Below are 23,146 nucleotides of genomic sequence, written 5' to 3'. Positions count from 1 at the left end.
GCCGGGTCTCTAGGTAGACCCGGCATTTTTGTGCTTGTTCACCGAGGTTCGCAGGCTGCGATCCATTGGGAGGCGAGTTGGGTGAGTTCGGAAGCGGTTTGAACGCCAAGCTTTTCTTTGATGTGAGCCCGATGATTTTCGACAGTTTTGACGCTTAGGCTGAGACGCCCCGCAATTTCGTGCGCACTCACTTGATTTCCGATCAGTTCAAAGACCTCCATCTCACGCTCGGACAACGGGCTGAAGAAGGAGCGGAATTCGGTGCCTCCGTTGGCTTCGACGGCTTTCCAAATCAATGTGTTGTTAAATCGGGAACTAAGATAAATTCCGCTCGAACAGATCTTTTGCAGGGCTTCCGGCAGGGCATCGAGCGCCTCGTCTTTTAGGACGTAACCTTTGGCACCGGCGCGGATCACCTTGAGGGGATACTCGGCCTCGTCGTGCATGGAGATGACGAGAATCAGCAAATGGGGGAACTCAGCAAGGATGCTTTTGATGAGTTCGATCCCATTCGGGCCGGGCATGGTGATGTCGGTAATGAGGAAATCGGGGCGGACTTCGCGGGCTTTGTCCAATGCCGAGGAGAACGATTCGGCTTCTCCAACGACCTGAAACCCCGGTTGGTTCTTCACAATCAAGGCGACACCACGTCGAAACAGAGGATGGTCGTCGACGACCAGGAATCGAAGTTGGTTTGATCGGGAGTCGGAGTTAGGTGAAATGCCCATGAGTTCGTGGCGGTGGGATTAAGCTGCTGGGCTAAATGCGGATATTCTACGGGCGCTGGCTGCCGACACCATAGGCCATAAGAAAACGTTGGCGAGGTGCAAAAAGCGGGTATTTGGCGGGGTATGTTATAGATGAGATTTTTGTGTATTGTTGCCTTGGTGGCGGGGATAGGATTGGGGTGGCATCCGGGATGTTGCCTGGGGGCGGAGGTTCGTTTGCTGCCGGAGGGATGGAGCGCGGAAGAGCGGGCGAACCAGGTCATGGAGAAGCTGATCCGGGTGACGGCCCCCGGGGTGAAGGGTGCCCATGATGCGGAGTTTGTGCTGGTTGGCGGGCGGGCGTTTATCGTTGCTGAACTCAATGACGAGAAGGCCGGGGAAAGCGCGGCGTGGCCGTCGATTTATTCGGCAATGTCGGTGGTGAATTTGAAGACGATGGCGGTGGAGAACATTCTGCCGTTTGCGCGTTCGGAGCAAAAATTTGCGAATGAGACGCTGTCGGTGGGGGCGTGTTTTGTGCCGCGCATCATTCAGAAGGATGCGCGGACGCTGCGTTGTTATTTTGCCAGTGAGTCGCCGGGGAATCGACAGTCGCAAATGTGGTTCATCGATTTTGATGTCGAGAAGATGGCGTTTGAGGATTCCATCCACAAGGTGAAGATTAAGACGCAGCTGGGGGTGTTTGACATGCAACCGCAGCATTTTCATGCGGATGCCGCAGCATTGGGGTTCAGACATCCGGCGAAGGATTTTGGGTTGTATCTGTTTGATTCGTTCAAGGTGTTTGAGGGGAGGACCTGGGTGGCGGTGAATAACTATCCAGGGGCGCAGAACGCCCTGGCGGTGGCGAATGAGGCGCTGGATACGTTTGAAGTGGTGGGTCACTACAATGAGCCGTTTGATTTGCGGCTGACGGAGTCGGCAGTGAACCGCCTGCCGGATGGAACGTGGATGGCGATTTGTCGTCAGGAAGGCGGGAACAAAAATTACCTGTTCACGACGAGCGCGGATGGAAAAACCTGGAGCCGGGCGGAGCATTGGCCTCTGGTTCCAAACGGGACGAGTTCGAAGCCGACGTTCGACTGTTTCAACGGGATTTATTATTTGGGCTGGCAGGAGGCGACCCAGTTGAATGGAGTGAGCCGCTCGGTGTTTAATGTGGAGGTCTCGCGGGATGGGAAAAACTGGGAGCGGAAGTATCGTTTTGCGACGGAGCGGTCGTTTCAATACCCGACGTTCCATGCGCATGAGGGGGTGATTTATCTGGTCGCCACGCAGGGGGACAACGATCCGAGTCGCAAGGAGAGGATCATGTTTGGGGTGTTGGAGGAGCTGCCGTGATTCAGATTTATTTTATGTTGGTGAATGAGCGAGTTTCGCTTTAGTGGCGGGAATGAGCAGACTTTCCTCACGCATCGCAGTTGTCACAGGAGCCGGCCGGGGCATCGGCAAGGCCATCGCCGAACGTTTTGCCGCCGAAGGGGCGAAGGTGGCGGTGGTGAGCCGGACGGAAACCAATGCGGAAGCGGCGGCGGCGGCGATCAATGCGCTTTATCCTGACGCAGCCAAGGCTTATGCGGTGGATGTGGCGGATTCGGCGGGCACTTTGGAGATGGGCAAAAAGATCATCGCTGATTTTGGTGGCGTGGACATTCTGGTGAACAACGCGGGAATCACCCGGGATGGTTTGGCTTTGCGCATGAGCGAAGACGATTGGGATTCGGTGCTGGATGCGAACCTGAAAGGGGCGTTCAACATGCTGAAGGCGGTGCAGCGGCCAATTTTGAAAAGCAAGTTTGGCCGGATCATCAACATCAGCAGTGTGATCGGATTGATCGGCAATGCGGGTCAGGCCAACTATGCGGCGAGCAAGGCGGGATTGATCGGACTTTCGAAGTCGCTGGCGCGGGAGTTTGCCGGTCGGGCGGTGACGGTGAATGCGATTGCGCCGGGTTTCATTGTCACGGACATGACCCATGAGTTGAACGAACAGCAGAAGGAAGCGATTTTGAAGGGGATTCCGCTGGGGAGTTTTGGTGAGGCGGTGGACATTGCCAACGCAGTGGCGTTTTTGGCGAGTGACGAGGCGCGTTACATCACCGGGCAGGTGTTGACGGTGGATGGCGGCATGGTGATGTGAATGTGAACGGAACCGAACTGGGGGCCGTCTTGACCCTTTTGAGGAAATGACGTTCGTTGCCTGATGGGCAGCGTAATGTTAGGGAGTAGATTGTTTTTTAGCTGCACGCCTTTCCATGTCTGAACTGCCTTTTTCAAGTGTTGAAGAGATCCTTGCGGACATCCGCGAGGGCAAAATGGTCATCATTACCGATGATGCGGATCGTGAAAATGAGGGCGATTTGGTGGCGGCAGCGGAGCGCATCACTCCGGAGATGGTCAATTTTATGGCGAAATTTGGTCGCGGATTGATCTGTGCGCCATTGAGCGAAGAGCGGGCGCAGGAACTGGGATTGCCGGCGATGGTGCAGCGCAATCGGGATGCCTATGGCACCAATTTTACGGTGAGTGTGGATGCGGCGAAAGGGGTGACGACGGGCATCAGTGCGCCGGACCGGGCGCGAACCTTGCGGATCTTGGTGGAGAAGGGGAGTCGCAAGGAGGATTTGGTGCAGCCGGGGCATGTGTTTCCGCTGATTGCGAAGGCAGGTGGTGTGCTGCGTCGTGCCGGGCATACGGAAGCGGCGGTCGATTTGGCCACGATGGCGGGGCTGGCACCGGGTGGGGTGATTTGCGAGATTTTGAATGATGACGGGACGATGGCGCGATTGCCGGAGTTGATCGAGTTTGGCCGGGAGCATGGGCTCAAAATTGGCACCATCGAGAGCCTCATCCGTTATCGTCAGGAGCGCGAGCGCTTGATCGAGTGCGAGCAGGTGATCAAGATGCCGACCGATTATGGCGAGTTCGATCTGCATCTTTACAAGAGCAAGCTGGATGGCGAGAACCATCTGGCGATGGTGAAGGGCAAGGTGGATGACGGCGAACCGGTGCTGGTGCGGGTGCACAGCGAGTGCCTGACCGGCGATGTGTTTGGCTCACGGCGCTGCGATTGCGGAGGTCAATTGCACACGGCGATGGAGCGCATTCAGAAGGAAGGGCGCGGAGTGTTGCTTTACATGCGTCAGGAAGGGCGCGGCATTGGACTGGCGGCGAAGATTCACGCTTACAAATTGCAGGAAGAGGGGTATGACACCGTGGAGGCGAATGAAAAACTGGGTTTTGCGTCGGATCTGCGCGACTACGGTCTGGGTGCGCAGATGTTGTATGATTTGGGGGTGCGCAAGATTCGTTTGATGACCAACAATCCGCGTAAGGTGGTGGGGCTGGAGGGGCACAAGCTGCAAATTGTGGAGCAATGTCCGATCATGCAAGAGCCTAATGAGCACAATGCGAAGTATCTGGAGACGAAGCGGACCAAGATGGGGCACACGTTGTGAGCAGGACCGTCGCCGGGAGGTGGCTTGGCTAAGCGATCAGCTTTAGTTGCGCGGTCCTATCGCGGTATTATTTGTGGTTATGATCAAGAGGACGTTTCTCTTGATGGGGGAAGCATCGGTGAATGAGGTGAGCTCATGACTAATTCTCGCTGAATTGAGAAGGGACACGGCCGGATCGCATGGCTTTTCGATTCTCAGGCACTTCTGTGGGAATGAATTCTGAAACTATTTCGAAAAGCGCCCTGTGTTTGGGGCATCCGGGGCATGAAATTAAAGTTTTAGCCTGGGCGGCGGAGCACAAGCCGAGGGTGACGATTTTCACCGATGGTTCGGGACCAAACCGGCCTTCCAGGCTGGAGTCGACCCGAAAAATCTTGGAAGCGGTCGGGTGTGAGCCGGCACTGATGTTCGGGAACCTGGCGGATCGCGAAATTTATGGGATGATGCGGGAGGGGGCGGAGCCGTTTGTCCAAATTGCGCAACAGTTGGAGGGGGAGTGGACCGCTGGCGAAGTGGACACGGTGGCTGGTGATGCGCTGGAGGGCTTCAATACGACGCACGACGTTTGCCGGATGGTGATCAACGCGGTGGTGGAGAAGCTGCGGCGCAAGCATCTACGGGTGAAAAATTATGCATTCCCATTGGAGGGTCTGGGAATGGAGGTGGAGAGCGAGGGCGAGCTGGTGGTGGAGATGGATCAATCCCTGTTCGAGTGGAAGCGGGACATCGTCAAGAGCGCTTATCCGGAGATGGCGGGTGAGGTGGACAAGGCGATTGCGAAGTATGGCGAGGGGCCGTTTCAAAGGGAGGTTCTGCACCCGGCGGTGGAGGGGAGATTGGGCATGGTTTGGGAGGGGAATGCCCCGCCGTTTTACGAGACTTATGGAAGACGACAGATCGAAAAAGGCCACTATCACGATTTGATCACCTACTCCGAACATTTGCTTCCCATTGCCGAAGGTCTGTGGAATTGGGCGGAGGAGGGGAGCTAAGCGAGCCAAAGGCAGGTCATGCGCATCCTCATCACCAACAACACGTTAGACGAGCGTGCCGGCACGGAGTTGTATGTGCGTGACGTGGCGTTTGCGTTGCGGGCGATGGGACATGAGCCGGTTTGTTTCAGCATGAAGCTTGGTGAGGTGGCAGCGGAATTGGAGGCGGGAGGAGTGAGGGTGGTGACGGATTTGGCACGGGCGCATGGTCCCTTTGATGTGATTCATGGGCATCATCGCATTGAGACGACGCTGGCCGCGATGGCGTATCCGCAGGTGCCGGTGATTTCCTTTTGTCACGGACCCAAAATCTGGCCGGAGAGTCCGTGCACGATGCCCAGCGTGGTGCAATACGTCGCCGTGGATGAGGCGTGCCGGGAGAGGCTGATCACTGAAGGGGTTGCGGAGGAGAGGATTGTGCGGCTGCTTAATTTTGTGGATCTGTCGCGCTTTCCGCCTCGGCGGCCGCTGCCGGTGAAACCTCGCAAAGCGTTGGTTTTTAGCAACAACGCGGATGTGGGCGGGCATTTGTCAGTCATTGAGGAGACGTGCGGGCGGTTTGAGGTGACGGTGGAGGTGATCGGAAGAGCGTCGGGTAAAGTCTCTGCGGATCCTGGCACGTTGATGGCGGAATATGATGTGGTGTTTGCCAAAGCACGGGCGGCCATTGAGGCGATGGCCGTGGGGTGTGCGGTGATTCAGTGTGACTATTTTGGAGTGGGCTGGCTGGTCACCAGCGAGAAATTTGATGCATTGCGTCCGCTGAACTTTGGATACCAGTCGATGGACCAGCCTTTGACGGTGGAACATCTGTCGAGTCAGATGGCAGCGTATGATGCGGCGGATGCGGCGGTGGTGAGTGCCCGGATTCGTGCGGAGGCGAGTCTCGATCAATTTGTGCCGCAGCTTTTGGACGTTTATGAGCGGGCATTGGGTGTGTCAGTTCCGGCATTTGATCCTTGGGAGGCTGCGGCGGATTTTTTGAAGGAGCAAATGGAGCAGGCCAAGGAGGCACAGCATCGGCTCCCGTTGATGGAAGTTCATCTCGAAGATGCCCGCCGCAAAGTGTCGACCTTGAGGGAGAAGGCGGCCGGTTTGAAGACGAAAAACGAACGCTTGAAAGAACAACTTTCGAAGCAGCAGAAACAAGGTCGGAAGGCTTGGTGGAAAAGAAGTTTTTTGCGATGAGTGCCGTCATCCCCCCCTTGGATCTATCTCATCCCGATGTGTGGATTGATCCTTATCCAATCTATCGTCATTACCGTGAGAGCGCCCCGGTTCACTTCGTGCCTCAGGCGGCTGGTTCAGGATCAGAATTGCAGGCTGGCCGATATATTGTTACCCGGCATGCGGACGTGGTGGCGGGGATGCGACATCGGGGGCTGGTCCGCAATGTTCGAAGCAGTCAATGGGACGAGACCAAAAATGCGATCCCGGTTGAACATCTTGCCCTGGCAAGAACTTGCCGGGAATGGGTGATTTTCACTGATCCGCCGGAGCACGGGCGGTTGCGGCAACCGATCAACCGGGTCTGCAATGGGGTGGAGGTGTCAGATTTTCGTGAGTGGGTGGCCGACGAGGCGGGGCGCGTGGCGGGAGGCCTGCCCGCAGCTGGAGTAGTAGATGTGGTGGGTGAATACGCGGCGGTGCTTACCAGCCAGTTGGTGGCGAATTTGCTGGGTTTACTGGAGGGCATGTTGACGCAGGAGCTGGATACGGCGTTGACCTGCATCCAGATGGTGATGTCGAATCGGTATGATAGGGACCGGCTATCGGAAGCCAGTGCGCACATGGCCCGATTCTGCGAAGAGCTGGAGAAGACGATCTGCAAACCGGTGGAGGACCGGGCGGAGGCGATGCTGCTGGAGGGTTTGCTGAAGGAGGCGGCGGTGTCGGGGCTACCGCCGCATCAGGTGCGATCCACGGCAATTCTGCTGTTGATGGCGGCCCGCGACAATGTGCGGAATACGATTGGCAGTGCGGTGTTGAACCTGCTTCGGCATCCGCCCAGTTGGGAATGGTTGCGGAGTAACCTTACGCCGGAAGCGGCGGCGAATGCGGTGGAAGAGGTGCTGCGATTTGAACCGCCGGTGCAGTTCATGTCGAGGCATGCGAGCGAGGATCTGGAGTTTGCGGGGGCAAAAATTCAGAAAGGTCAAGGGGTGACCTTTTGCCTGGCCGCGGCCAATCGCGATCCGGCGGTGTATGAGAATCCCGAGGTTTTTGATTGGCGACGGGAGCCCGGCAAGTCGGCGGCCTTTGGTTTTGGCATTCACCAATGTCCCGGTGACAGGCTGGCCCGGATCATGATTGAGGAGGCGTTGAAGGCCCTGCTGACGCGCTGGGATCAGCCCCGGCTGGCCATTGCCCAAGACCAGCTCGCCTGGCAGAAGTCGATGGTTTTCCGCGGGTTGGCGGTATTGCCGGTGGAGATTTGAACAGTCGTGGGAAGCGTTTTCTGGCAGGAAGTTCAACCCAAGGTTGATTCCTGTGGGATTCTCCGCTAGTTGTCCCGCCCGTTCTTTCTCATGTCTGAAGCCGCACCCAGTCGTCCCCGAGTTTCCACCACCCGGGCAAACATTGCCATTGTCGCCAGCCTCTATAACGAAAAATTCGTTCAAGGTTTGGTGGATTCAGCCCGGCGTGAACTCGAATTGCTGGTTCCGCAGGCGCAGGTGATGACTTATCGGGTGCCGGGCGCTTTTGAGATTCCCGTGTGCGCGGAGTTTGTGTTGCGCAATACCGAGCCGGATGTGGTGATTGCGCTGGGACTGATCATTCGCGGGGCAACCGAGCATGGCGATCTGGTCGGGGCTTCGGTGACGGACGCCCTGCAACGGATGGCCGTGGCGCATGTGGTGCCGGTGGTGCACGAGGTGCTGCTGCTGGACGACGAAGAACAGGCGCGCGAACGCTGCCTTGGCGACAGAATTAACCGCGGCACAGAAGCCGCACGGGTGGCGGTGAACATGATCCAGCTGTTTGAGAAGCTGCGCGTCACCTTTCCATTTCCTCAATCCAACGGATAACTTTTTGATTTTCATGGGCAAGCGACGCGAGGGCCGGCAGGCCGCCATTCAATATCTTTTTGCGCATGATCTCCATGGCGAAGAGGAAGTGAGCGAGCAGGAACGCAGCGGTTTTTGGGAACTGCACAGTGCGAATGCCAAGGTTCGCGAACATGCGGAGGGACTTTTGCAAGGGGTGTTTGCGCATCAGGCGGAGATCGACCAGCGCATCAGTGAGCGGTTGGAGAACTACTCGTTTGAGCGCGTGGGGACCGTGGATCGCAACATCCTGCGGGTGGCGGTTTATGAGCTGCTTTATGTGAAGGAGATTCCGGTTCGGGTGGTGATCAATGAGGCGGTGGAGATTGCCCGTGGGCTTGGCGATACGCAGACGCGGATTTTTGTGAACGGCATCCTCGACAAAATCGCGAAAGTGGTGCGTCCGCAGGCGGAGCGGGAAGCGGCGCCGGAGCCGGAGGTTGAAGAGCATCCAACGACCACGGCTGACTGAGTCGTCGGACCGACTGAACTTAATTTTTTATCCCCGTGGCCGGCTTCTTCACCAAGATTCTCCAAAAGTTCTCCAACCCCGAAATCGATTGGGATGAACTGGAGGCGCAGTTGATTGGAGGAGATTTGGGCGTCAAATTGTCGATGCAGATCGTGCAGGAATTGCGTGATCAACAGCGCACCCTGCACGGGCATGACATTGTCGACGTTACCAAGGAGCACATCAAAAAAATCCTTCCGCCGCCTCGTCCGCCGTTTCTGGCGTTTGAGGACAAACCCAAGGTGATTTTGGTGGTGGGCGTGAACGGGACGGGCAAAACGACGTCTTCGGCCAAGCTTGCGCATTTGTTGAAGAAGCAGGGTCACAGCGTGATGCTGGCGGCGGCGGATACCTTTCGTGCGGCGGCGGTGGAGCAGTTGGAGGTGTGGTCGAAGCGCATTGAAGTGCCGATCATCAAAGGTCCGCCCAATGCCGATCCCAGCGCGGTCTGTTTCGATGCCTACAATGCGGCGGTCGCTCGCAAAGTGAGTTTTCTCCTGTGCGATACGGCGGGTCGGCTGCACACCCGGCACAATTTGATGGAGGAGTTGCGCAAGGTGGAGCGCATTGTCGGAAAAAAAGACGAGAGCGCGCCGCACGAGGTGCTGTTGGTGGTGGATGCGACGACGGGCAGCAATGCGCTGCAACAGGCGCGTGAGTTTCACAAGGCGGTGCCTTTGACGGGGTTGATCGTCACCAAACTCGACGGCAGCGGCAAGGGCGGCATCGTGGTGGCCATTCAACAGGAGCTGGGCATTCCCACGCGTTTTGTGGGCACCGGTGAGCAGGTGGATGACTTTAAGGCGTTTAATGCCACCGAGTTCCTGGACCAGATGTTGTGAAGAAGTTCTATGTTTTCAGGGTTCGGCTTCAAGAACCCCGCTGTTGAGATCGTTTGTTTATTCCGTCCAATTGCATGGGTTTCCCGCCTTGTATTTGAAGCTTCAAATCTGAATATTTTTTCGCCTTATGTCACTTTCTGCACCTACCCTTCCTGTCGAACACACCGACGAAATCAACACCCGGATCCTTGAGGTTTCAGAGGATCAGATCAAAGGGTTTCACCGCCACCCGTTTCAGTTTGTGGCGAAGCAGACGGGGCTTTCGTTGGAGACGGTGCTGGAGCGTGTTCAAGGAATGTTGAAGGCGGGCGTGATCCGCCGGGTGCGGCAGACCTTGCTGGCGAACAAGCTGGCGGATGGCGGTCTGGTGGCGTGGAACATCGACAACGACAAGCTGGATGCGGCGTTTGATTTCATGTTCAAGCAGGACCCGTTCAGCGGTCATGTGGTCTTGCGTTCGACGGATCGTGATGTGAGTGGATCGGATTTCAAGTTGTGGACGACGGTCAAGGTGCCGGTGGGCAAGCAGATTTCCGAGCATTGTGATGTGCTGCAGCGGCTGGTGGGCGCGAAGGAATACATCATCATGCAGCCGAAGGGCATCTTTGCCTTGGGTGTGGGGCATGTGCGGCGCAAGACCATGGAGCTTGGCGACAAGGCGGAAGTGCCGGCGGAAATGATCACGCCGGATATCGTCGAACTTTCACCTTTGGAGTGGGAAGTTTTGGTGGCCATGAAGCGGGATTTTGCGCCTGACGAAATCGTTGCCGAGCCATGGGTGGGAAGAGCGGCGGAGATTGGGATTTCGGTGGAGAAGTTTTGTGAAGTCGCCCAGGGGTTTGATGACAAGGGGATTTTGGGAAGATTCTCGACGTTTTTGGAGCACGTGAAACCTTCGCAATCCGGCGTTCGCGTGACGCGGTTCAACGCCTTGTTCCACTGGCGTGTGGAGGAAGGGATGCAGCAGCGTGCGGGCAGTGAAGTGGGACGTCATCACATCATGACGCATGCCTACTGGCGTGAAGGCGGACCGCGTTTTGCCAATGCCAACATCATGGGCGTGGTGCATGGGACGGACAGGGCGCGGGTGCTGGAGCACAAGGCCGCCATTGATCAGCATCTGGAGAACATTGGCATTCCCGTGCTTTATACCAATGTGTTCTGGGGCGGCCGCAGTGAGATCAAACCGAGCGAGATATCCCCCAAGGTTTTTGCCGAATGGCATGAGAAATGGAAGGATGCGGGGCTGGTGATTTGAGGGGTGGGGAGTTGAGAGCGCCGAAGTCTCGATCGGCTGCGATGCCCATTTAAGTTTTTCAGGCGCGAGGCGCTAGTTGGATGAAGCCGCACGAGATGGCGGCGCTCCCGGGCTAGGTGGCTTCAGCGCAGGGGCTCGCGTTGGATCACTTGCAAACGGCCGACGTTGTCGCGATCGAATGAAAATCGTTCGCGGGTGGGTTTTTCGGAGGAGGCATTGCCGTATTCGATGTGGGCGATGACGACGAAGGGGGCGGTTTCGATTTTGATGACGCGGAAGATGGGATCGCGTCGGGTGCGCAGAAAGCAGTAGAGGGGGATGAGTGGTCGGTCGGCATTCCACAGCCAGTTGGCGAGCGGGAACTTGGGGAGTTCGGAGAGGGCGACAAAGATTTCGCGGACGAGAACCTCGCCGTGCAAACGGGCGAGGCGCCAGGCGAGGCGGCGATTTTTGAGCATCTCCATCCAGGCGGCGATGGGATTCTGGTGAACCTCGACCATCTCTTCAATCAATTGCTCGGAGTGTCCACGCATGGCTTCTCTGAACTGGTCTCGGTTGATTTGCCCGCTGTCATAAGCGCGGAAAAGTTGTCGCGGAGTGAGGTCGCCGATGGTCACCTGAAGAGGTTGAAGAATCGGAACGAATTCGTCAAGACCAGAGCGAACGGCCTCAATGATCGACGATGGAAATTCCCCAAGGGAAGTCCCGGTGTTAGGCGGTTGCGAGACGTTTTTCGAGTCGCTGTGAGACGAGGCAAAGCGTGGTGAGTTCGCGGATCTCAAGTTGCACGCCTTGTCGAATGGGAGGGAAGGTGCTGGCGATGGCAGCAGCCTCATCGAAACTTTCCGCCTGGATAATGAGATAACCTCCGATGGCCTCTTTGGATTCGACGAAGGGTCCGTCGGAAATTCTGCCACCCTGTTTGCTGACCACCCGACCGCCTGCCGTGAGTGGCCGTCCGCCGGTCAGTTTGCCCTCCGCGAGCATGCGGTCCACCCAGAGATGGTATTCATTGACGACCTTGGCGATGTCTTCGACGGGGAGCTCTTCGTCCCAGTCGGTGTTGCGGAGAAGGACGAGGTATTCGTTGGAGGAGTTCATGAAGTGGTGAAGATGGGGCGATAATGGAGTGCTTGAATTTCGATTCAACTGATGACGAACTACGGGTTGAATCCAGGACATCGAATGGGAAATTGGGAAGGGAAACTTTGGATGTAGAAGGTTGAGCGCGTGAAGAGCTATCAAGATTTCAAATTTTACTGAGATGAGAGTGAAGGAGGAAAGGTGGCTCAGCTTACTTGCGTTTTCTCCAAGGTCTGGTCTTTCAATCGCTTGTGGTAGGTCGTGCGCTTTTAGACCGACGCTTAACTTGGGGGGCAGGCTTGAGTCAGTCTCTCGACATTCCGAATGCAGGATGTCGTCTTTCATGCTTCACCACGGTAATTCTAATCGAATCTTCTCCTGTGATTCGGAAGAAGATCACGTAAGGAAACCTTTTCATGAGTGATCGCCGAATGTCACCTTTCACGGTCATCCACCGTGTCGGCATTGCGGCGATGCTGAAGACCTGTCGTTCAAATTCATCGACAAAATCGTCCCCCAGACCGCTCGATTGGCTCTCATAGTAACGACGAATCTCCGCAAGCTCTTCTTCAAGGGCTGGATGATAATCGATTCTCATTGTCGGAGACGCAGCATGAGATCCGAATGTGAAATGGGAGATACCAAACCAGAGTCAATCTCCTCCTCACGAGCGATCGCCAGTGCGACGGCTTCGTCGTCGCTGACATGAATGGAGGCTGCATAGGGATCATCAATGCTCTCCCATAGGGATGCTGCCAAAAGTGCTCGGTCCCTAGCTGGCAGCTTGAGAGCCTCAGGTGCAATTTGGTCGATACTCATGGACCTACTTTACACTGGAGCAGCCCGCAGAAAAGAAGGATTTACTCCGGCGCAGAAACTTGCTGTGCGCGTGTAGCGCAGACTAATGTTGATGAAAATTATTTGTGCGGTCCTGGGGATCTTCGGCCCGTCTACCGGTATTCGATCATGTCCTCGGGCTTGAAGCGGACTTTCGGGAGTTGGGCGTAGCGGTCGTCTTCGGCGCGGTAGCCGGCGGGGCAGAGGAGGACGGAGGTGAGGCCCTGGGCTTCGAGGTTGAGGAGTTGGTCGTATTTGGCGGGTTCGAAGCCCTCCATGGGACAGGTGTCAATGCCGAGGACGGCGGCGACGGTCATGAACTGGCCGAGGGCGATGTAGGCTTGTCGGGTGGCCCATTCACGGGCGATCTGGCCGCGTTCGCCGTCGATGACGTCGCCGACGAGCATTTGTTTGAATCGAACGAGGGAGTCGGGGGTGCCGCCGCGCACTTCGGCGATGCGGAACATGAAGCGGTCGATGTCTTCCTCAGCGATTTTGGTTTTGACGGTGAGGACGACGAGATGGGAGGCGTCGGCGACCTGACGTTGACGCCAGCTGATGGGGACGAGTTGTTCGCGCAGCTCCGGGTTTTTGATGACAAGGAACTTCCACGGTTGCAGTCCGTAGGAGGAAGGAGTGAGGACAAGGCTTTCTTCTAGCGCCGCCCAGGTGTCGTCCGGGATTTTTTTGGCGGGATCGAAGACCTTGGTGGCGTAGCGCCACTGAAGGGCGTCGAGCAGTTCAGTGGCGTTGGGCATGGTGGACAATTAGCGTTCGTCGATGGGGAGGACTTTTTGGCCGTAGGGTTTGCCGACGTATTCGGAAAGGGGGCGGAAGAGACGGTTGTCTTTCCATTGCTCAAGCACATGGGCGGTCCAGCCGCTCATGCGGGAGATGGCAAAGATGGGGGTGAAGAGGTCGGTGGGGATGCCGAGGCTGTAATAGACGGTGGCGGAGTAGAAGTCGACGTTGGCGTTGAGGCCTTTGCGTTCGCGCATGATGGTGGCGATGCGTTCGGACATTTGGATCCATTTGGCTTCGCCGAGCTCGTTGCTCAACTTGATCGCCATGGTTTTCAAATGAGGGGCGCGTGGGTCGAGGACCTTGTAGACGCGGTGACCGATGCCCATGATCTTTTTCTTCTGCGCAAGGGCGTCTTCGACCCAGGCGTCGACTTTGTCGGGCGAGCCGATTTCTTCGAGCATGTGGATGACGCCTTCGTTGGCACCGCCGTGGAGGGGGCCTTTGAGGGCTCCGATGGCGGCGGAGATGGCGGAATACATGTCGCTCAAGGTGGAGGCGACCACGCGGGCGGTGAAGGTGGAGGCGTTGAAACCGTGCTCGGCGTGGAGCACGTAGGCAACGTCGAGGGTGGCTTCGGCTTCCTTGCTGGGGACTTCGCCGGTGATGAGGTAGAGGAAGTGGGCGGCTTCGCTGAGGTCTTTGCGAACCGGTGGGAGGTCGAGGCCCTGACGGGCGCGGTGGAAATAAGCGGCGATGACGCCAACCTGGGAGACGAGGCGGATGGCGGTGGCCATGTTTTCCGACATGGCGAGGTCGTGGCGCGAAACGTTGTAGCAGCCGAGCATCGATACGGCGGTGCGCATGATGTCGATGGGTTTGGCGTCTTTGGGGGCGCGGGTCAGGAAGTCAATGACGCCTTGGGGAAGCTCACGTTCGGCGCGCAGGGCGGTGGTGAGTTTGTCGAGTTCGTAGCGGTTGGGCAGGCGGTTGTGGAACAGGAGGTAGACGACTTCCTCGTAGCTGACGTGGCCGGCGAGTTCATTGATGTCGTAGCCACAATAATACAGGATGCCTTCCTGTCCTTTGACTTCACCGAGTTCTGTTTCTGCGGCAACGACGCCTTCGAGTCCTTTGGATACCACGGCCATATTGAAAAAAGGGGTAGATCTGTTGTAAAGATTCCGGGAGTTTGCGTTGGGGATGAATCCTCAACGTTGCGGAAAGATGGTTGTTAACTGCTAGCAGCAACGGGCTCAAGCAAAAAGCGCGCTATGTGATGAGGTTGTTGCGAGGAGCTATGAAAAAATCGGTGAGCATGGTGAATTTTGCGCCTGACGGGTCGAGAGATTGTCGAATGAGAGGTAGGTAGGAGAGCGAACTTCTGGGGCAAGAAGAAGTTAAAATGAGCTGGATTTATGGCTGGGTGGAGCAAAAACTCCCTGATGTTCGCCAAACCCTCGCTTCGACTCGATGAGCTTGTCGCACGATTATGGCATCTGCTTGAGCGAAAGGGGTGGTTATTGGGATCGGGAAGGCAAGTGAAATTGATCGAGGAGATCGCCGGGACAAGAGAGTTGTCAGCTCTTACCTGCTTTCAGACGCTGGTTCACCACGAGATTGATGCCGTGCGTGTTGCAGCCGAGGATGCGGTGGCATCGTTGTTGCCGTTGTTGGAAGTGGAAGATATGCTGTTGCTTGAGAACGAAATCAGGAGCTCATGGGGCTATTATTTTGTCAGAACCCCTGTTTCGAGAGCGACGCGATCAACAAGCTGGATGCTTTCGTCGCTTGATCCCAACGGTCGAATCCGTGAAGAGGCTTTACGTCGGCTTCAGAACCTGCCGATGGTCGATGTGCTGCCTTATGTTTTGTTGCGATTGAATGATTGGGTCAAACCAATTCGAAGAAAAGCCGACCAATGGCTGAGGTTGCGAATGAATGAAGTTACGCAAGACCTTCTGCACGCCAACTTTGGTCTCATCGCAGCGTTGGCAATACGAAAGCATCAGTCGGATTCAAAGTCGATGTCTCTGTTGTTGGAGAAATTGCGTGGCGGGGAGTCGCGGGAGCTGCTGATGAAGGTGATCGAAGACGCCCCGGGACGGACCAGGCGGTTTGCGTTTCGTCTTTTGGTTGATGGCGGTGCGCTGCATGATCCGACGATGCAATTGCGGCTGGTGTCGATTAAGAAATCGATTGTCGGAGTATTGTGTCTTGCCTGGCTGCAAAAGTCAGGAGCAAGGCCGGATGCGCGGGTGCTCGAGCATGGACTTTCTGCTTCTGAGCCAAAGATAAGGCGGATGGCGCTTCAACTGTATGCTGAACAGGTTTTTCCAGGATCTTTAGGCGTGTTGCAGGAAGGGATGAAGGATGTCAGTTTCGGTGTTCGCAATGTGGCGCAGTATTGGCTAAAACAGAAGATTTCGGAGGGCGATTTGCGCTCGTCATATGAGAAATTGATAGAGGAGCACAAGGGGGCGCCCCGGTTGGCGATGGCGATTTCAGGCTATCACGAGTGCGGTGGGAAATGGGATGCAGATGTTTATAAAAAGTGGCTTCAACACACCCATATGCAGGTAAGGATGGCGGCATTGAGAGCTTTTGATCAAGCGCACCCTTATGAGTCTACGCCTGATCTAAAGCGGGCGGTGATGGATGAGTTTGGGGCCAGCATGTCAAAGCTCGGATACAAACTGCTTCAAAAGCGCAAGGTGGGTTTGGGAGCAAGCGATGTCTCGGAAATGGTGGCGGATTCTCGCTCCAGCACGCAGCGCATGATGGGGCTAGTTTTGCTGGGAAAGCTGGATAAATGGGCGCAGCTACCCTTGCTACTTGGACTGGTTCGGACAACGGATGCCGAACTGCAACGCGAAGCCAAGTCGGCTATTGAGAATTGGCTTCGCAGTTACAATCGCTCGTTTACCACGCCTTCTGCATCTCAGCTCGGAGCTGCGAAGAGCGGGTTGGTGAAGTCGAGGGAGAGTTTAGCAGATTCAACGGCACACAATTTGGACGTGTTATTGAAATCGGTAAATGCTTGAAGCGGTGGGGTGATTTGATTTCTGTATGGCCGGGAGACGATACAAAGACGGAAGGGACAGGCAAAATGCCTGTCCCACCCACAGGCTGCAAGCCTGTGTCACGACGGTCACAGACTGGAAGTTTAGTTTCGTCAGGCTTTGCCCCAGAGTTTGAGGAGGGTGGTGGCCATGTCGGCGGGGGAGTCGGAGACGGCAATGCCGCACTCGGCGAGGATGCGCTTTTTGGCTTCGGCGGTGTCGTCTTCACCACCCACAATGGCTCCGGCGTGGCCCATGCGGCGTCCGGGAGGTGCGGTGGCTCCGGCGATGAATCCGGCGATGGGCTTTTTGCAGTTGTCTTTGGCCCAGCGGGCGGCTTCGACTTCAGCGGTGCCGCCGATTTCGCCAATCATAATGATGGCTTCGGTCTCTGGGTCTTCGTTAAACATTTTGAGGACGTCGAGATGGCTGGTGCCGTTGACGGGGTCGCCACCGATACCGACGCAGGTGCTTTGGCCATAACCACGGGTGGTGAGCTGCCAGACGGCTTCGTAAGTAAGAGTGCCGGAGCGGGAGACGACACCGACGTTGCCGCGTTTGTGGATGTAGCCGGGGGCGATGCCGATGCGGCAGCCGCCGTGGGATTTTTCGCCGGTGCCGGGGGTGACGAGGCCGGGGCAGTTGGGGCCGATGAGGCGGGTTTTGCTGCCTTGCATGGCGGATTTGACGCGGATCATGTCGTTGACGGGGATGCCTTCGGTGATGCAGACGACGAGGTCGAGTCCGGCATCGACGCCTTCAAGGATGGCGTCGGCGGCAAAGGGGGGTGGGACGAAAATGACGGCGACGGTGGCACCGGATTGTTTGGCGGCGTCGGCGACGGTGTTGTAGACGGGGACTTTGTGGCTGCCGTGTTCGAAGACCTGGCCGCCTTTTCCTGGAGTGACGCCGGCGACGAGCTGGGTGCCGTAGTCGAGGGAGGCTTTGGCGTGGCGGGAACCGAAGTCACCGGTGATGCCTTGAACGAGAATGCGGGTTTCGGGTGTGACGAGGATGGACATGTTGAAAGGATAAAGGATAAGGGATAAAGGCTAAAAAATGAACGGCGAAGGCGCGGCTCAGCTGTGGCCAGGTTTGCGTTTGTGGATGATGAGGGGATTGCCGTCGGGATCGCTGATCATGAGCATGTGGCAGACGGGGGTTTCGAGAGGGCCCATGTTGATGGGGGTTCCAGCGGCTTTGATCTGTTCGACGGCTTGTTCGAAGTTTTCGACTTCGAGGCCAACGGTGCAGCCCTGGCTGCTGGGTTCCCAACCAGGGGTTTTGCCAATGCTGAGGGTGCCGGTGCCGATGTCGAATTCGACCCAGTGGCCACTGCCATCTTCCATTTCGTGGTCCATGGTTTTGGTGAGACCGAGGACGCCTTCGTAAAAGGCGAGGGAGCGGGCGACGTCAGTGACGGCGTAGCAGGAGAAGGCGATTTCGGTGACCTTAATCATGGACGGGTGGAGTTAAGCGGCTTTGACGGCGGCGACGATTTTGGCGGCGGCGTCGGTGAGGTCGTCGGCGCTGGTGATGGCGAGGCCGCTGTTGGCGAGGGTGGCTTTGCCGGCTTCGACGTTGTTGCCTTCGAGGCGGACGACGAGGGGGATGGTCAGTGAGACTTCCTGGGCGGCGGCGATGATGCCGTGGGCGATGATGTCGCAGTCCATGATGCCGCCGAAGATGTTGACGAGGATGCCTTTGACGTTGGGATCGCCGAGGATGATTTTAAACGCTGCGGTGACCTGCTCTTTGGTGGCGCCGCCGCCGACGTCGAGGAAGTTGGCAGGTTCGCCGCCGTGGAATTTGATGATGTCCATGGTGGACATGGCGAGGCCGGCACCGTTGACGAGGCAGGCGATGTCGCCGTCGAGTCCGATGTAGCTGAGGCCGTATTCGCTGGCGGCGACTTCGCGCGGGTCTTCCTCGGTGATGTCGCGCAGGGCGGCGACGTCTTTTTGACGGTAGAGGGCGTTGTCGTCGAAGTTGAATTTGGCGTCGAGGGCGACGACCTGGTCATCGCTGGTGATGGCGAGGGGGTTGACTTCGACGAGGGAGCAGTCGCGCTGAATGTAGAGGGTCCAGAGGGAGGTGAAGAGTTTGACGGCCTGGTTGGCCAGCTTGCCGGTGAGGCCGAGGGTGTAGGCGAGTTTGCGTGCCTGGTAGGCCTGGAGGCCGAGGGTGGGGTGGACGAATTCGCGGATGATTTTTTCAGGGGTCTTTTCGGCGACTTCTTCGATGTTCATGCCGCCTTCGGTGCTGGCGATGAGGGCGTGGCGGCTGGAGGCGCGGTCGAAGAGGATGGCGAAGTAGTATTCTTTTTTGATGTCGACGGATTTGGCGATGAGGACTTTGCTGACGAGTTTGCCTTCGGGTCCGGTCTGGTGGGTGACGAGGGTCTGGCCGAGCATTTTACCGGCAATGTCTTCGGCTTCGGCGGCGGTGTTGATGACGTGGACGCCACCTTTGAAGCCGTTGGTGAAGGTGCCCTTGCCGCGACCGCCGGCGTGGATTTGGGCTTTGACGACGAGGCCTTCGCCGCCGATTTCGCGGGCGGCTGCACCGGCTTCAGCGGCGGTGGAGGCGACTTTACCGGCAGGGGTGGCGACGCCGGATTGGGCGAAAAGTTCTTTGGCTTGGTATTCGTGGGTGTTCATTTGGGAAAGCTCGGGGAAAGGAAGATGGATGTTCTAGAACGTGCAAAGACGCGGGCAGCATAGGAACTGGGGGGATGGCGTCAAGGACAAGAGAGGAATGTTTGCAGGCGATTTGGGGTTGAGAGAGGGGATTCACCACGAGTGGACACGAATCGACACAAATTTTTGTGTGGATGAAGAGTGCATCTGTGGGAATCGGAGTCAATCGGTGTGAACAAGGCTGGGTTTTCTCTGGTTAAATGAGGGGTTTATTTTTGTGCACGACGGACAGCTTGATGCTATGGGCGGGGGGTATGAAAGGGGAGACTTCTGCTGCCAACCCTCCGGTGTCGCTGGCGACGGCGGTGGCGGTGGTGGTGGCGAGCATGGTGGGAACGGGGGTGTTTACGAGTTTGGGGTTTCAGGTGCGCGACGTGTCGGCGGGGTTTCCGATTTTGGTGTTGTGGGTTTTGGGAGGTCTGGTGTCGCTGTGTGGAGCGTTTTGTTATGCAGAGCTGGTGGCGATGATGCCGCGTTCGGGCGGGGAGTATCATTTGTTGTCGTCGGCGCTGCATCCGATGGCGGGATTTCTGGCGGGTTGGGTGTCGATCACGGCGGGGTTTGCGGCTCCGATGGCGGCGGCGGGGGTGGTGTTTGGAACATATATGGCGGATCTGTTTCCAGAGTTGGGGATTGGAGTGAGGTGGTATGGATTGGCACTGCTGTTGTTGGTGGCAGGGGTGCAGTTGTTGTCGTTGCAGTTCGTGGAGCGGTTTCAGGTGGGGTTCACGGTAATGAAGCTGGGGCTGATTGGGATTTTTGTTTTGGGGGCGTTGTGGATGGGGGCGAATCGGTGGGAGCTGTTGCTACCGAAGTCGGGCGAGGGCGGTTATTATGTTTCGCAGCCGTATGCGATTGCGTTGGTGTATGTGATGTATGCCTACACCGGATGGAACGGGGCGGTGTATGTGGCGGGGGAGATGGCGGATGTGAAGAGGCAGTTGCCGCGCGCGTTGATGATGGGGACGCTGGGGGTGATGGTTTTGTATGTCGGATTGAATGCGGTGTTTTTGATGAGTGCGCCGTGGTCGGTGTTGGAGGGCAAGCCGGAGGTGGCGCTGGTGGCGGCGCGGTCGATCTTTGGCGCGTGGGGTGGAAACGGCATGGGTGGGATCATTGCATTTGGATTGGTGGCCCATATGAGTGCGATGTTGTTTGCAGGGACACGGGTGTTGCGGGTGATTGGCGAAGATGTGTGGTTCATGCGATGGATGAACCGTCGCAATCCTGCGGGAGCGCCATGGCTGGCGGTGGTGGTGCTGGCGGGCACGGTGCTGGTGTTGATGATGTCGGGAACGTTTGAGCAATTGCTGCTTTATATCCAGGGACTGTTGCTGATGTCGTCGATGTTGTGTGTGGTGGCGGTGCCGTGGTTGAGATGGCGCAGTCCGGGAATGGAGCGACCATTCAAGGTGCCGTTGTATCCATTGCCGCCTTTGGTGTTTGTGGGGGTGACGGGCTGGATGTTGTGGGCGCTGGTGGGAGAGCGACCGGTGGAGAGTGCGTGGGGGTTGCTGACGCTGGTGGTTGGAGCTGGGTTGTATGCGCTGAAGAAGATGAAGGGATGATGATGTTATGTTGAGATTGAAGTGGCGATCGTTTCGGTGTGCGTTGGAAGGGCTGGTCTTCATGATGAAGACGCAGATACATGCGCGATGGCATGCAATGGCTTCGGTGATGGTCGTAGTATTGGGGATTTGGCTGCAGGTGGAGGGGTTGGAGTGGATGATGCTGATGCTGGCGATGGGAATGGTGTGGGTGGCGGAGGCAATCAACACGGCATTGGAGCAGGCGTGTGATGCGGTGACGTTGGAGCGCGATGAGCGGATTGGACGCGCCAAGGATGTGGCGGCGGGTGCGGTGTTGTTGGCGGCAGTTTTTGCCCTGGCGGTGGGTATGATCGTATTTGTGCCGCGAGTTTGGGAGCGGCTGGCCCATTGAGTTCTCACTCACGCCCAACTTGTCGATTGGGTGCGATTAGCGCAATTCATCGTCCCTGGATGTTGCGGTTCGTTGCCCGACCCAAATTATTCACAGAGGGAAACACCAAAATCATGATCGAAAATGACCGATCAATTTGGGACGACGTCGTAAAATCTAATCATTATCTGCGGTGCATTCGACTAGTTAATGGACAATAAACAGATTGAAAAGCTCATGTCATCGAATCCCCATAAACTGCTGGTATTGAGCAAGTTGCAAATTAGGAGAGCTTAACAACCAAATGACCGTGCATTAAGTAAGCCATTTTGTTATTTGGTCGACAAAATAAATGACGGATGGTGAAAGTGCCATATTCTAGACAGGGCAAAGCGGGATTTGTTCAATGCATTCTCAGGGGGTGGATCAACAGCATTTGTGAAACATCAGCGGGCGATCATTAAATCAGCAAAACAAAAGGTTCATATGAATTCAAACTTCTCCATGAAACGTCCGGTTTTTCTCGTTGGGTTCACGTGTTTTTCTTTGCTTGGCGCGGTTCCGGTGTTGTCGACGGCCCAAATCCCCCAGTCCGTCAATGTCACCAAAGGGCTCACCATTTCTCCCGTGGGCGTGCAGCCATCCGCCATGGAAATTTCGGGGGTGCAGGGGGTGGGAAGTTCTTCAGTGGATACCTTGATGATGCTTAATCGGGTCGGCGATATCTCGGTCATCTTGCCTCAGGCCAACGGCAGTTTTGCGGTGGGAAAAACAGTAACGTCCGGGGGGTCGGTTTCCATTTTTGAGGTCATTCCAGGGGCAGGCACTGACACGGCCATCCTGCATGCGAATACGGAGGTCAACGGTGACCTGCGGGTGTCGGGCAAGCTGCATTTTTCGGGGGGTGGAAGCATCTGGACCAGTCCCTACGCCGGTGCGGTGACCTTGGGTGGGGAATACGGCACGCTTGCTTCAAGTTACCGGGCGGCTGCGATTGGCGGCATGAATGCCTTGGCGACGGGAATGAACTCCATCGCCATCGGAGGATACATCTGGAACAACGGTCCACGACCCAACCTGGCTTCGGGAACGGGGGCAGCCGTGGTTGGTGGAGGCGGAAACACCGCGTCTTCCATTCTCACCTCAATTTTCGGTTCCTATGAAAGTGAGATCACCGGCGGGGACTGGGGGCGGCACTCGGTTATTGTGGGTGGGGCCATGAATAAAATTGCGGGTGGGGCGAGCAACGCGATCGTTGGCGGGAGTGGCAATGAGATGCCCGCATGGTCGTGGGGAAGTGTGATTCTTGGAGGAAGCGCCAACAAAATGACCAACTCTGGAACCGCAGCGTCAATCACGGGCGGGCAATCCAATCAGATAGGTTTTGCCAATGCTTCAGCGATTGTCGGCGGAACTGAGAACAAGATCATTGGGAACACTTACGACTGGCAGTATGGTGATAACTTCATTGGTGCTGGCCGACTTAATACCATAGGCAGTGGCGTTCCGCTTTCTGCGATTGTTGGTGGGTATGCAAACACGATATCTTCCGGCGCTTATCATACGGTGCTTGGAGGTTACAGCGCACAGATCACGGGAGGATATTCCAACGTGGTGATGGGCTCATCGACAATAGCCTCCGGCAATCAACAACTGGTGATGGGCCGATACAATATTAATGATGGCAGCAAGTTGTTCATCATTGGCAATGGGAGTGCCGACAACGCCAGGAGGAATGCCTTTAGTGTAGGGGAGAATGGTGATGTGGTCACGAAGACCATGACGACCGAGTCGGTGGCGACGGGATCAGTGGCGACCACGACCATGGCGGCGGATTCGATTGTGACGGAGACCGTGCAGGCAGATACCATTTCCGTTCAATCCATCACCATCAGCAATCCGGCTGACACGTCGGACATATCGATGGGTCCCTTCACCCAAGGCATTCCTTGATGGTGGCTGGTCAAC

The 23,146-nt window shown here is 56.7% G+C and carries 24 protein-coding genes; 14 read left to right on the top strand and 10 right to left on the bottom strand.

Annotated features, from left to right (window positions below):
• Positions 1 to 38: 38 nt before the first annotated feature.
• Positions 39 to 728 (bottom strand): response regulator transcription factor, encoded by a 690-nt coding sequence (locus FEM03_RS09075; RefSeq protein WP_138085887.1) that lies wholly within the window; start codon positions 726 to 728, stop codon positions 39 to 41.
• Between the two features lie 132 nt (positions 729 to 860).
• On the opposite strand from FEM03_RS09075, the gene FEM03_RS09070 reads away from it, so the two are divergent.
• From FEM03_RS09070 to FEM03_RS09025, 10 genes are all read left to right on the top strand, one after another.
• Positions 861 to 2,069 (top strand): sialidase family protein, encoded by a 1,209-nt coding sequence (locus FEM03_RS09070; protein ID WP_138085886.1) that lies wholly within the window; start codon positions 861 to 863, stop codon positions 2,067 to 2,069.
• Positions 2,070 to 2,121: 52 nt separating this feature from the next.
• Positions 2,122 to 2,868 (top strand): 3-oxoacyl-[acyl-carrier-protein] reductase, encoded by a 747-nt coding sequence (fabG, locus tag FEM03_RS09065; RefSeq protein ID WP_138085885.1) that lies wholly within the window; start codon positions 2,122 to 2,124, stop codon positions 2,866 to 2,868.
• Between the two features lie 115 nt (positions 2,869 to 2,983).
• Positions 2,984 to 4,186 (top strand): bifunctional 3,4-dihydroxy-2-butanone-4-phosphate synthase/GTP cyclohydrolase II, encoded by a 1,203-nt coding sequence (locus tag FEM03_RS09060; RefSeq protein WP_138085884.1) that lies wholly within the window; start codon positions 2,984 to 2,986, stop codon positions 4,184 to 4,186.
• A gap of 212 nt (positions 4,187 to 4,398) precedes the next feature.
• Positions 4,399 to 5,178, top strand: a complete 780-nt coding sequence (locus FEM03_RS09055; RefSeq protein WP_138085883.1) for a hypothetical protein — start codon at positions 4,399 to 4,401, stop codon at positions 5,176 to 5,178.
• A gap of 18 nt (positions 5,179 to 5,196) precedes the next feature.
• Positions 5,197 to 6,366: a glycosyltransferase gene (locus tag FEM03_RS09050; protein WP_138085882.1), complete on the top strand. Its 1,170-nt coding sequence runs from the start codon at positions 5,197 to 5,199 to the stop codon at positions 6,364 to 6,366.
• The gene (locus FEM03_RS25555; protein ID WP_138085881.1) at positions 6,363 to 7,616 is read left to right on the top strand and encodes a cytochrome P450; all 1,254 of its coding nucleotides are present in this window, start codon (positions 6,363 to 6,365) and stop codon (positions 7,614 to 7,616) included. Before FEM03_RS09050 ends, FEM03_RS25555 begins: the two co-directional genes overlap by 4 nt.
• A 90-nt stretch (positions 7,617 to 7,706) precedes the next feature.
• Positions 7,707 to 8,207, top strand: coding sequence for a 6,7-dimethyl-8-ribityllumazine synthase (ribH, locus tag FEM03_RS09040; RefSeq protein WP_138085880.1), 501 nt, complete (start codon positions 7,707 to 7,709; stop codon positions 8,205 to 8,207).
• A gap of 13 nt (positions 8,208 to 8,220) precedes the next feature.
• On the top strand, positions 8,221 to 8,697 hold the full coding sequence (gene nusB / locus FEM03_RS09035) for a transcription antitermination factor NusB (protein WP_138085879.1): 477 nt from the start codon (positions 8,221 to 8,223) through the stop codon (positions 8,695 to 8,697).
• Between the two features lie 35 nt (positions 8,698 to 8,732).
• Entirely contained in the window at positions 8,733 to 9,578 is an 846-nt protein-coding gene (ftsY, locus tag FEM03_RS09030; RefSeq protein WP_138085878.1) for a signal recognition particle-docking protein FtsY, read from the top strand.
• A 127-nt stretch (positions 9,579 to 9,705) separates the two neighbouring features.
• Positions 9,706 to 10,836 carry an Lrp/AsnC family transcriptional regulator gene (locus FEM03_RS09025; RefSeq protein ID WP_138085877.1) on the top strand — a complete coding sequence of 377 codons (1,131 nt, stop codon included), beginning with the start codon at positions 9,706 to 9,708 and terminating at the stop codon, positions 10,834 to 10,836.
• A gap of 122 nt (positions 10,837 to 10,958) precedes the next feature.
• On the opposite strand, the gene FEM03_RS09020 is transcribed toward FEM03_RS09025, so the two are convergent.
• From FEM03_RS09020 to FEM03_RS08995, 6 genes are all read right to left on the bottom strand, one after another.
• On the bottom strand, positions 10,959 to 11,369 hold the full coding sequence (locus FEM03_RS09020) for a hypothetical protein (RefSeq protein WP_138085876.1): 411 nt from the start codon (positions 11,367 to 11,369) through the stop codon (positions 10,959 to 10,961).
• Positions 11,370 to 11,547: 178 nt separating this feature from the next.
• The gene (locus FEM03_RS24370; protein ID WP_166442742.1) at positions 11,548 to 11,937 is read right to left on the bottom strand and encodes a YciI family protein; all 390 of its coding nucleotides are present in this window, start codon (positions 11,935 to 11,937) and stop codon (positions 11,548 to 11,550) included.
• Between the two features lie 286 nt (positions 11,938 to 12,223).
• Positions 12,224 to 12,517: a type II toxin-antitoxin system RelE/ParE family toxin gene (locus tag FEM03_RS09010; RefSeq protein ID WP_138085874.1), complete on the bottom strand. Its 294-nt coding sequence runs from the start codon at positions 12,515 to 12,517 to the stop codon at positions 12,224 to 12,226.
• Positions 12,514 to 12,738, bottom strand: a complete 225-nt coding sequence (locus FEM03_RS09005) for an addiction module protein (RefSeq protein WP_138085873.1) — start codon at positions 12,736 to 12,738, stop codon at positions 12,514 to 12,516. The genes FEM03_RS09010 and FEM03_RS09005 overlap by 4 nt, the downstream gene beginning before the upstream one ends.
• A gap of 131 nt (positions 12,739 to 12,869) precedes the next feature.
• Entirely contained in the window at positions 12,870 to 13,514 is a 645-nt protein-coding gene (locus FEM03_RS09000) for an NAD(P)H-dependent oxidoreductase (RefSeq protein ID WP_138085872.1), read from the bottom strand.
• A 9-nt stretch (positions 13,515 to 13,523) separates the two neighbouring features.
• Entirely contained in the window at positions 13,524 to 14,648 is a 1,125-nt protein-coding gene (locus tag FEM03_RS08995; RefSeq protein ID WP_138085871.1) for a citrate synthase, read from the bottom strand.
• A gap of 294 nt (positions 14,649 to 14,942) precedes the next feature.
• On the opposite strand from FEM03_RS08995, the gene FEM03_RS08990 reads away from it, so the two are divergent.
• Positions 14,943 to 16,541 carry a hypothetical protein gene (locus FEM03_RS08990; protein WP_138085870.1) on the top strand — a complete coding sequence of 533 codons (1,599 nt, stop codon included), beginning with the start codon at positions 14,943 to 14,945 and terminating at the stop codon, positions 16,539 to 16,541.
• A 131-nt stretch (positions 16,542 to 16,672) separates the two neighbouring features.
• Here the strand turns inward: FEM03_RS08990 and sucD are convergent, their stop codons facing one another.
• Genes sucD through sucC form a run of 3 tightly spaced genes read right to left on the bottom strand, consistent with a single transcriptional unit; the run spans position 16,673 to position 19,219 of the window.
• Positions 16,673 to 17,581, bottom strand: coding sequence for a succinate--CoA ligase subunit alpha (gene sucD, locus FEM03_RS08985; protein WP_138085869.1), 909 nt, complete (start codon positions 17,579 to 17,581; stop codon positions 16,673 to 16,675).
• A 57-nt stretch (positions 17,582 to 17,638) separates the two neighbouring features.
• The gene (locus FEM03_RS08980; protein WP_206170939.1) at positions 17,639 to 18,019 is read right to left on the bottom strand and encodes a VOC family protein; all 381 of its coding nucleotides are present in this window, start codon (positions 18,017 to 18,019) and stop codon (positions 17,639 to 17,641) included.
• Positions 18,020 to 18,031: 12 nt separating this feature from the next.
• Positions 18,032 to 19,219 (bottom strand): ADP-forming succinate--CoA ligase subunit beta, encoded by a 1,188-nt coding sequence (gene sucC, locus FEM03_RS08975; protein WP_138085868.1) that lies wholly within the window; start codon positions 19,217 to 19,219, stop codon positions 18,032 to 18,034.
• A gap of 293 nt (positions 19,220 to 19,512) precedes the next feature.
• Between sucC and FEM03_RS08970 the strand changes: the two genes are divergently transcribed.
• The 3 genes from FEM03_RS08970 to FEM03_RS08960 all read left to right on the top strand — a co-directional run bounded on the left by FEM03_RS08970 (position 19,513) and on the right by FEM03_RS08960 (position 23,131).
• Positions 19,513 to 20,826: an APC family permease gene (locus FEM03_RS08970; protein ID WP_166442741.1), complete on the top strand. Its 1,314-nt coding sequence runs from the start codon at positions 19,513 to 19,515 to the stop codon at positions 20,824 to 20,826.
• Positions 20,827 to 20,833: 7 nt separating this feature from the next.
• Positions 20,834 to 21,199, top strand: a complete 366-nt coding sequence (locus FEM03_RS08965) for a diacylglycerol kinase family protein (protein ID WP_138085866.1) — start codon at positions 20,834 to 20,836, stop codon at positions 21,197 to 21,199.
• Between the two features lie 483 nt (positions 21,200 to 21,682).
• Positions 21,683 to 23,131 carry a hypothetical protein gene (locus FEM03_RS08960; protein ID WP_138085865.1) on the top strand — a complete coding sequence of 483 codons (1,449 nt, stop codon included), beginning with the start codon at positions 21,683 to 21,685 and terminating at the stop codon, positions 23,129 to 23,131.
• The last annotated feature ends 15 nt before the right edge of the window (positions 23,132 to 23,146 follow it).

The organism is Phragmitibacter flavus (assembly GCF_005780165.1).
GTDB classification, from domain to species: domain Bacteria; phylum Verrucomicrobiota; class Verrucomicrobiia; order Verrucomicrobiales; family Verrucomicrobiaceae; genus Phragmitibacter; species Phragmitibacter flavus.
The sequence above is the reverse complement of the archived record's forward strand: the minus strand, read 5'-3'. Positions and strand labels throughout refer to the sequence as shown.

Excerpts from the sequence above, each read along its gene's own strand:
- sucC (WP_138085868.1), bottom strand. The coding sequence starts at position 19,219 with ATGAACACCCACGAATACCAAGCCAAAGAACTTTTCGCCCAATCCGGC.
- FEM03_RS09005 (WP_138085873.1), bottom strand. The coding sequence starts at position 12,738 with ATGAGTATCGACCAAATTGCACCTGAGGCTCTCAAGCTGCCAGCTAGG.
- FEM03_RS09070 (WP_138085886.1), top strand. The coding sequence starts at position 861 with ATGAGATTTTTGTGTATTGTTGCCTTGGTGGCGGGGATAGGATTGGGG.
- FEM03_RS08965 (WP_138085866.1), top strand. The coding sequence starts at position 20,834 with ATGTTGAGATTGAAGTGGCGATCGTTTCGGTGTGCGTTGGAAGGGCTG.
- FEM03_RS08980 (WP_206170939.1), bottom strand. The coding sequence starts at position 18,019 with ATGATTAAGGTCACCGAAATCGCCTTCTCCTGCTACGCCGTCACTGAC.
- FEM03_RS09060 (WP_138085884.1), top strand. The coding sequence starts at position 2,984 with ATGTCTGAACTGCCTTTTTCAAGTGTTGAAGAGATCCTTGCGGACATC.
- nusB (WP_138085879.1), top strand. The coding sequence starts at position 8,221 with ATGGGCAAGCGACGCGAGGGCCGGCAGGCCGCCATTCAATATCTTTTT.
- FEM03_RS08995 (WP_138085871.1), bottom strand. The coding sequence starts at position 14,648 with ATGGCCGTGGTATCCAAAGGACTCGAAGGCGTCGTTGCCGCAGAAACA.
- FEM03_RS08990 (WP_138085870.1), top strand. The coding sequence starts at position 14,943 with ATGTTCGCCAAACCCTCGCTTCGACTCGATGAGCTTGTCGCACGATTA.
- fabG (WP_138085885.1), top strand. The coding sequence starts at position 2,122 with ATGAGCAGACTTTCCTCACGCATCGCAGTTGTCACAGGAGCCGGCCGG.
- FEM03_RS25555 (WP_138085881.1), top strand. The coding sequence starts at position 6,363 with ATGAGTGCCGTCATCCCCCCCTTGGATCTATCTCATCCCGATGTGTGG.
- FEM03_RS08960 (WP_138085865.1), top strand. The coding sequence starts at position 21,683 with ATGAAACGTCCGGTTTTTCTCGTTGGGTTCACGTGTTTTTCTTTGCTT.
- FEM03_RS09010 (WP_138085874.1), bottom strand. The coding sequence starts at position 12,517 with ATGAGAATCGATTATCATCCAGCCCTTGAAGAAGAGCTTGCGGAGATT.
- FEM03_RS09000 (WP_138085872.1), bottom strand. The coding sequence starts at position 13,514 with ATGCCCAACGCCACTGAACTGCTCGACGCCCTTCAGTGGCGCTACGCC.
- FEM03_RS09075 (WP_138085887.1), bottom strand. The coding sequence starts at position 728 with ATGGGCATTTCACCTAACTCCGACTCCCGATCAAACCAACTTCGATTC.
- FEM03_RS24370 (WP_166442742.1), bottom strand. The coding sequence starts at position 11,937 with ATGAACTCCTCCAACGAATACCTCGTCCTTCTCCGCAACACCGACTGG.
- FEM03_RS09020 (WP_138085876.1), bottom strand. The coding sequence starts at position 11,369 with ATGCGTGGACACTCCGAGCAATTGATTGAAGAGATGGTCGAGGTTCAC.
- sucD (WP_138085869.1), bottom strand. The coding sequence starts at position 17,581 with ATGTCCATCCTCGTCACACCCGAAACCCGCATTCTCGTTCAAGGCATC.
- FEM03_RS09025 (WP_138085877.1), top strand. The coding sequence starts at position 9,706 with ATGTCACTTTCTGCACCTACCCTTCCTGTCGAACACACCGACGAAATC.
- FEM03_RS09050 (WP_138085882.1), top strand. The coding sequence starts at position 5,197 with ATGCGCATCCTCATCACCAACAACACGTTAGACGAGCGTGCCGGCACG.
- FEM03_RS08970 (WP_166442741.1), top strand. The coding sequence starts at position 19,513 with ATGAAAGGGGAGACTTCTGCTGCCAACCCTCCGGTGTCGCTGGCGACG.
- FEM03_RS09055 (WP_138085883.1), top strand. The coding sequence starts at position 4,399 with ATGAATTCTGAAACTATTTCGAAAAGCGCCCTGTGTTTGGGGCATCCG.
- ribH (WP_138085880.1), top strand. The coding sequence starts at position 7,707 with ATGTCTGAAGCCGCACCCAGTCGTCCCCGAGTTTCCACCACCCGGGCA.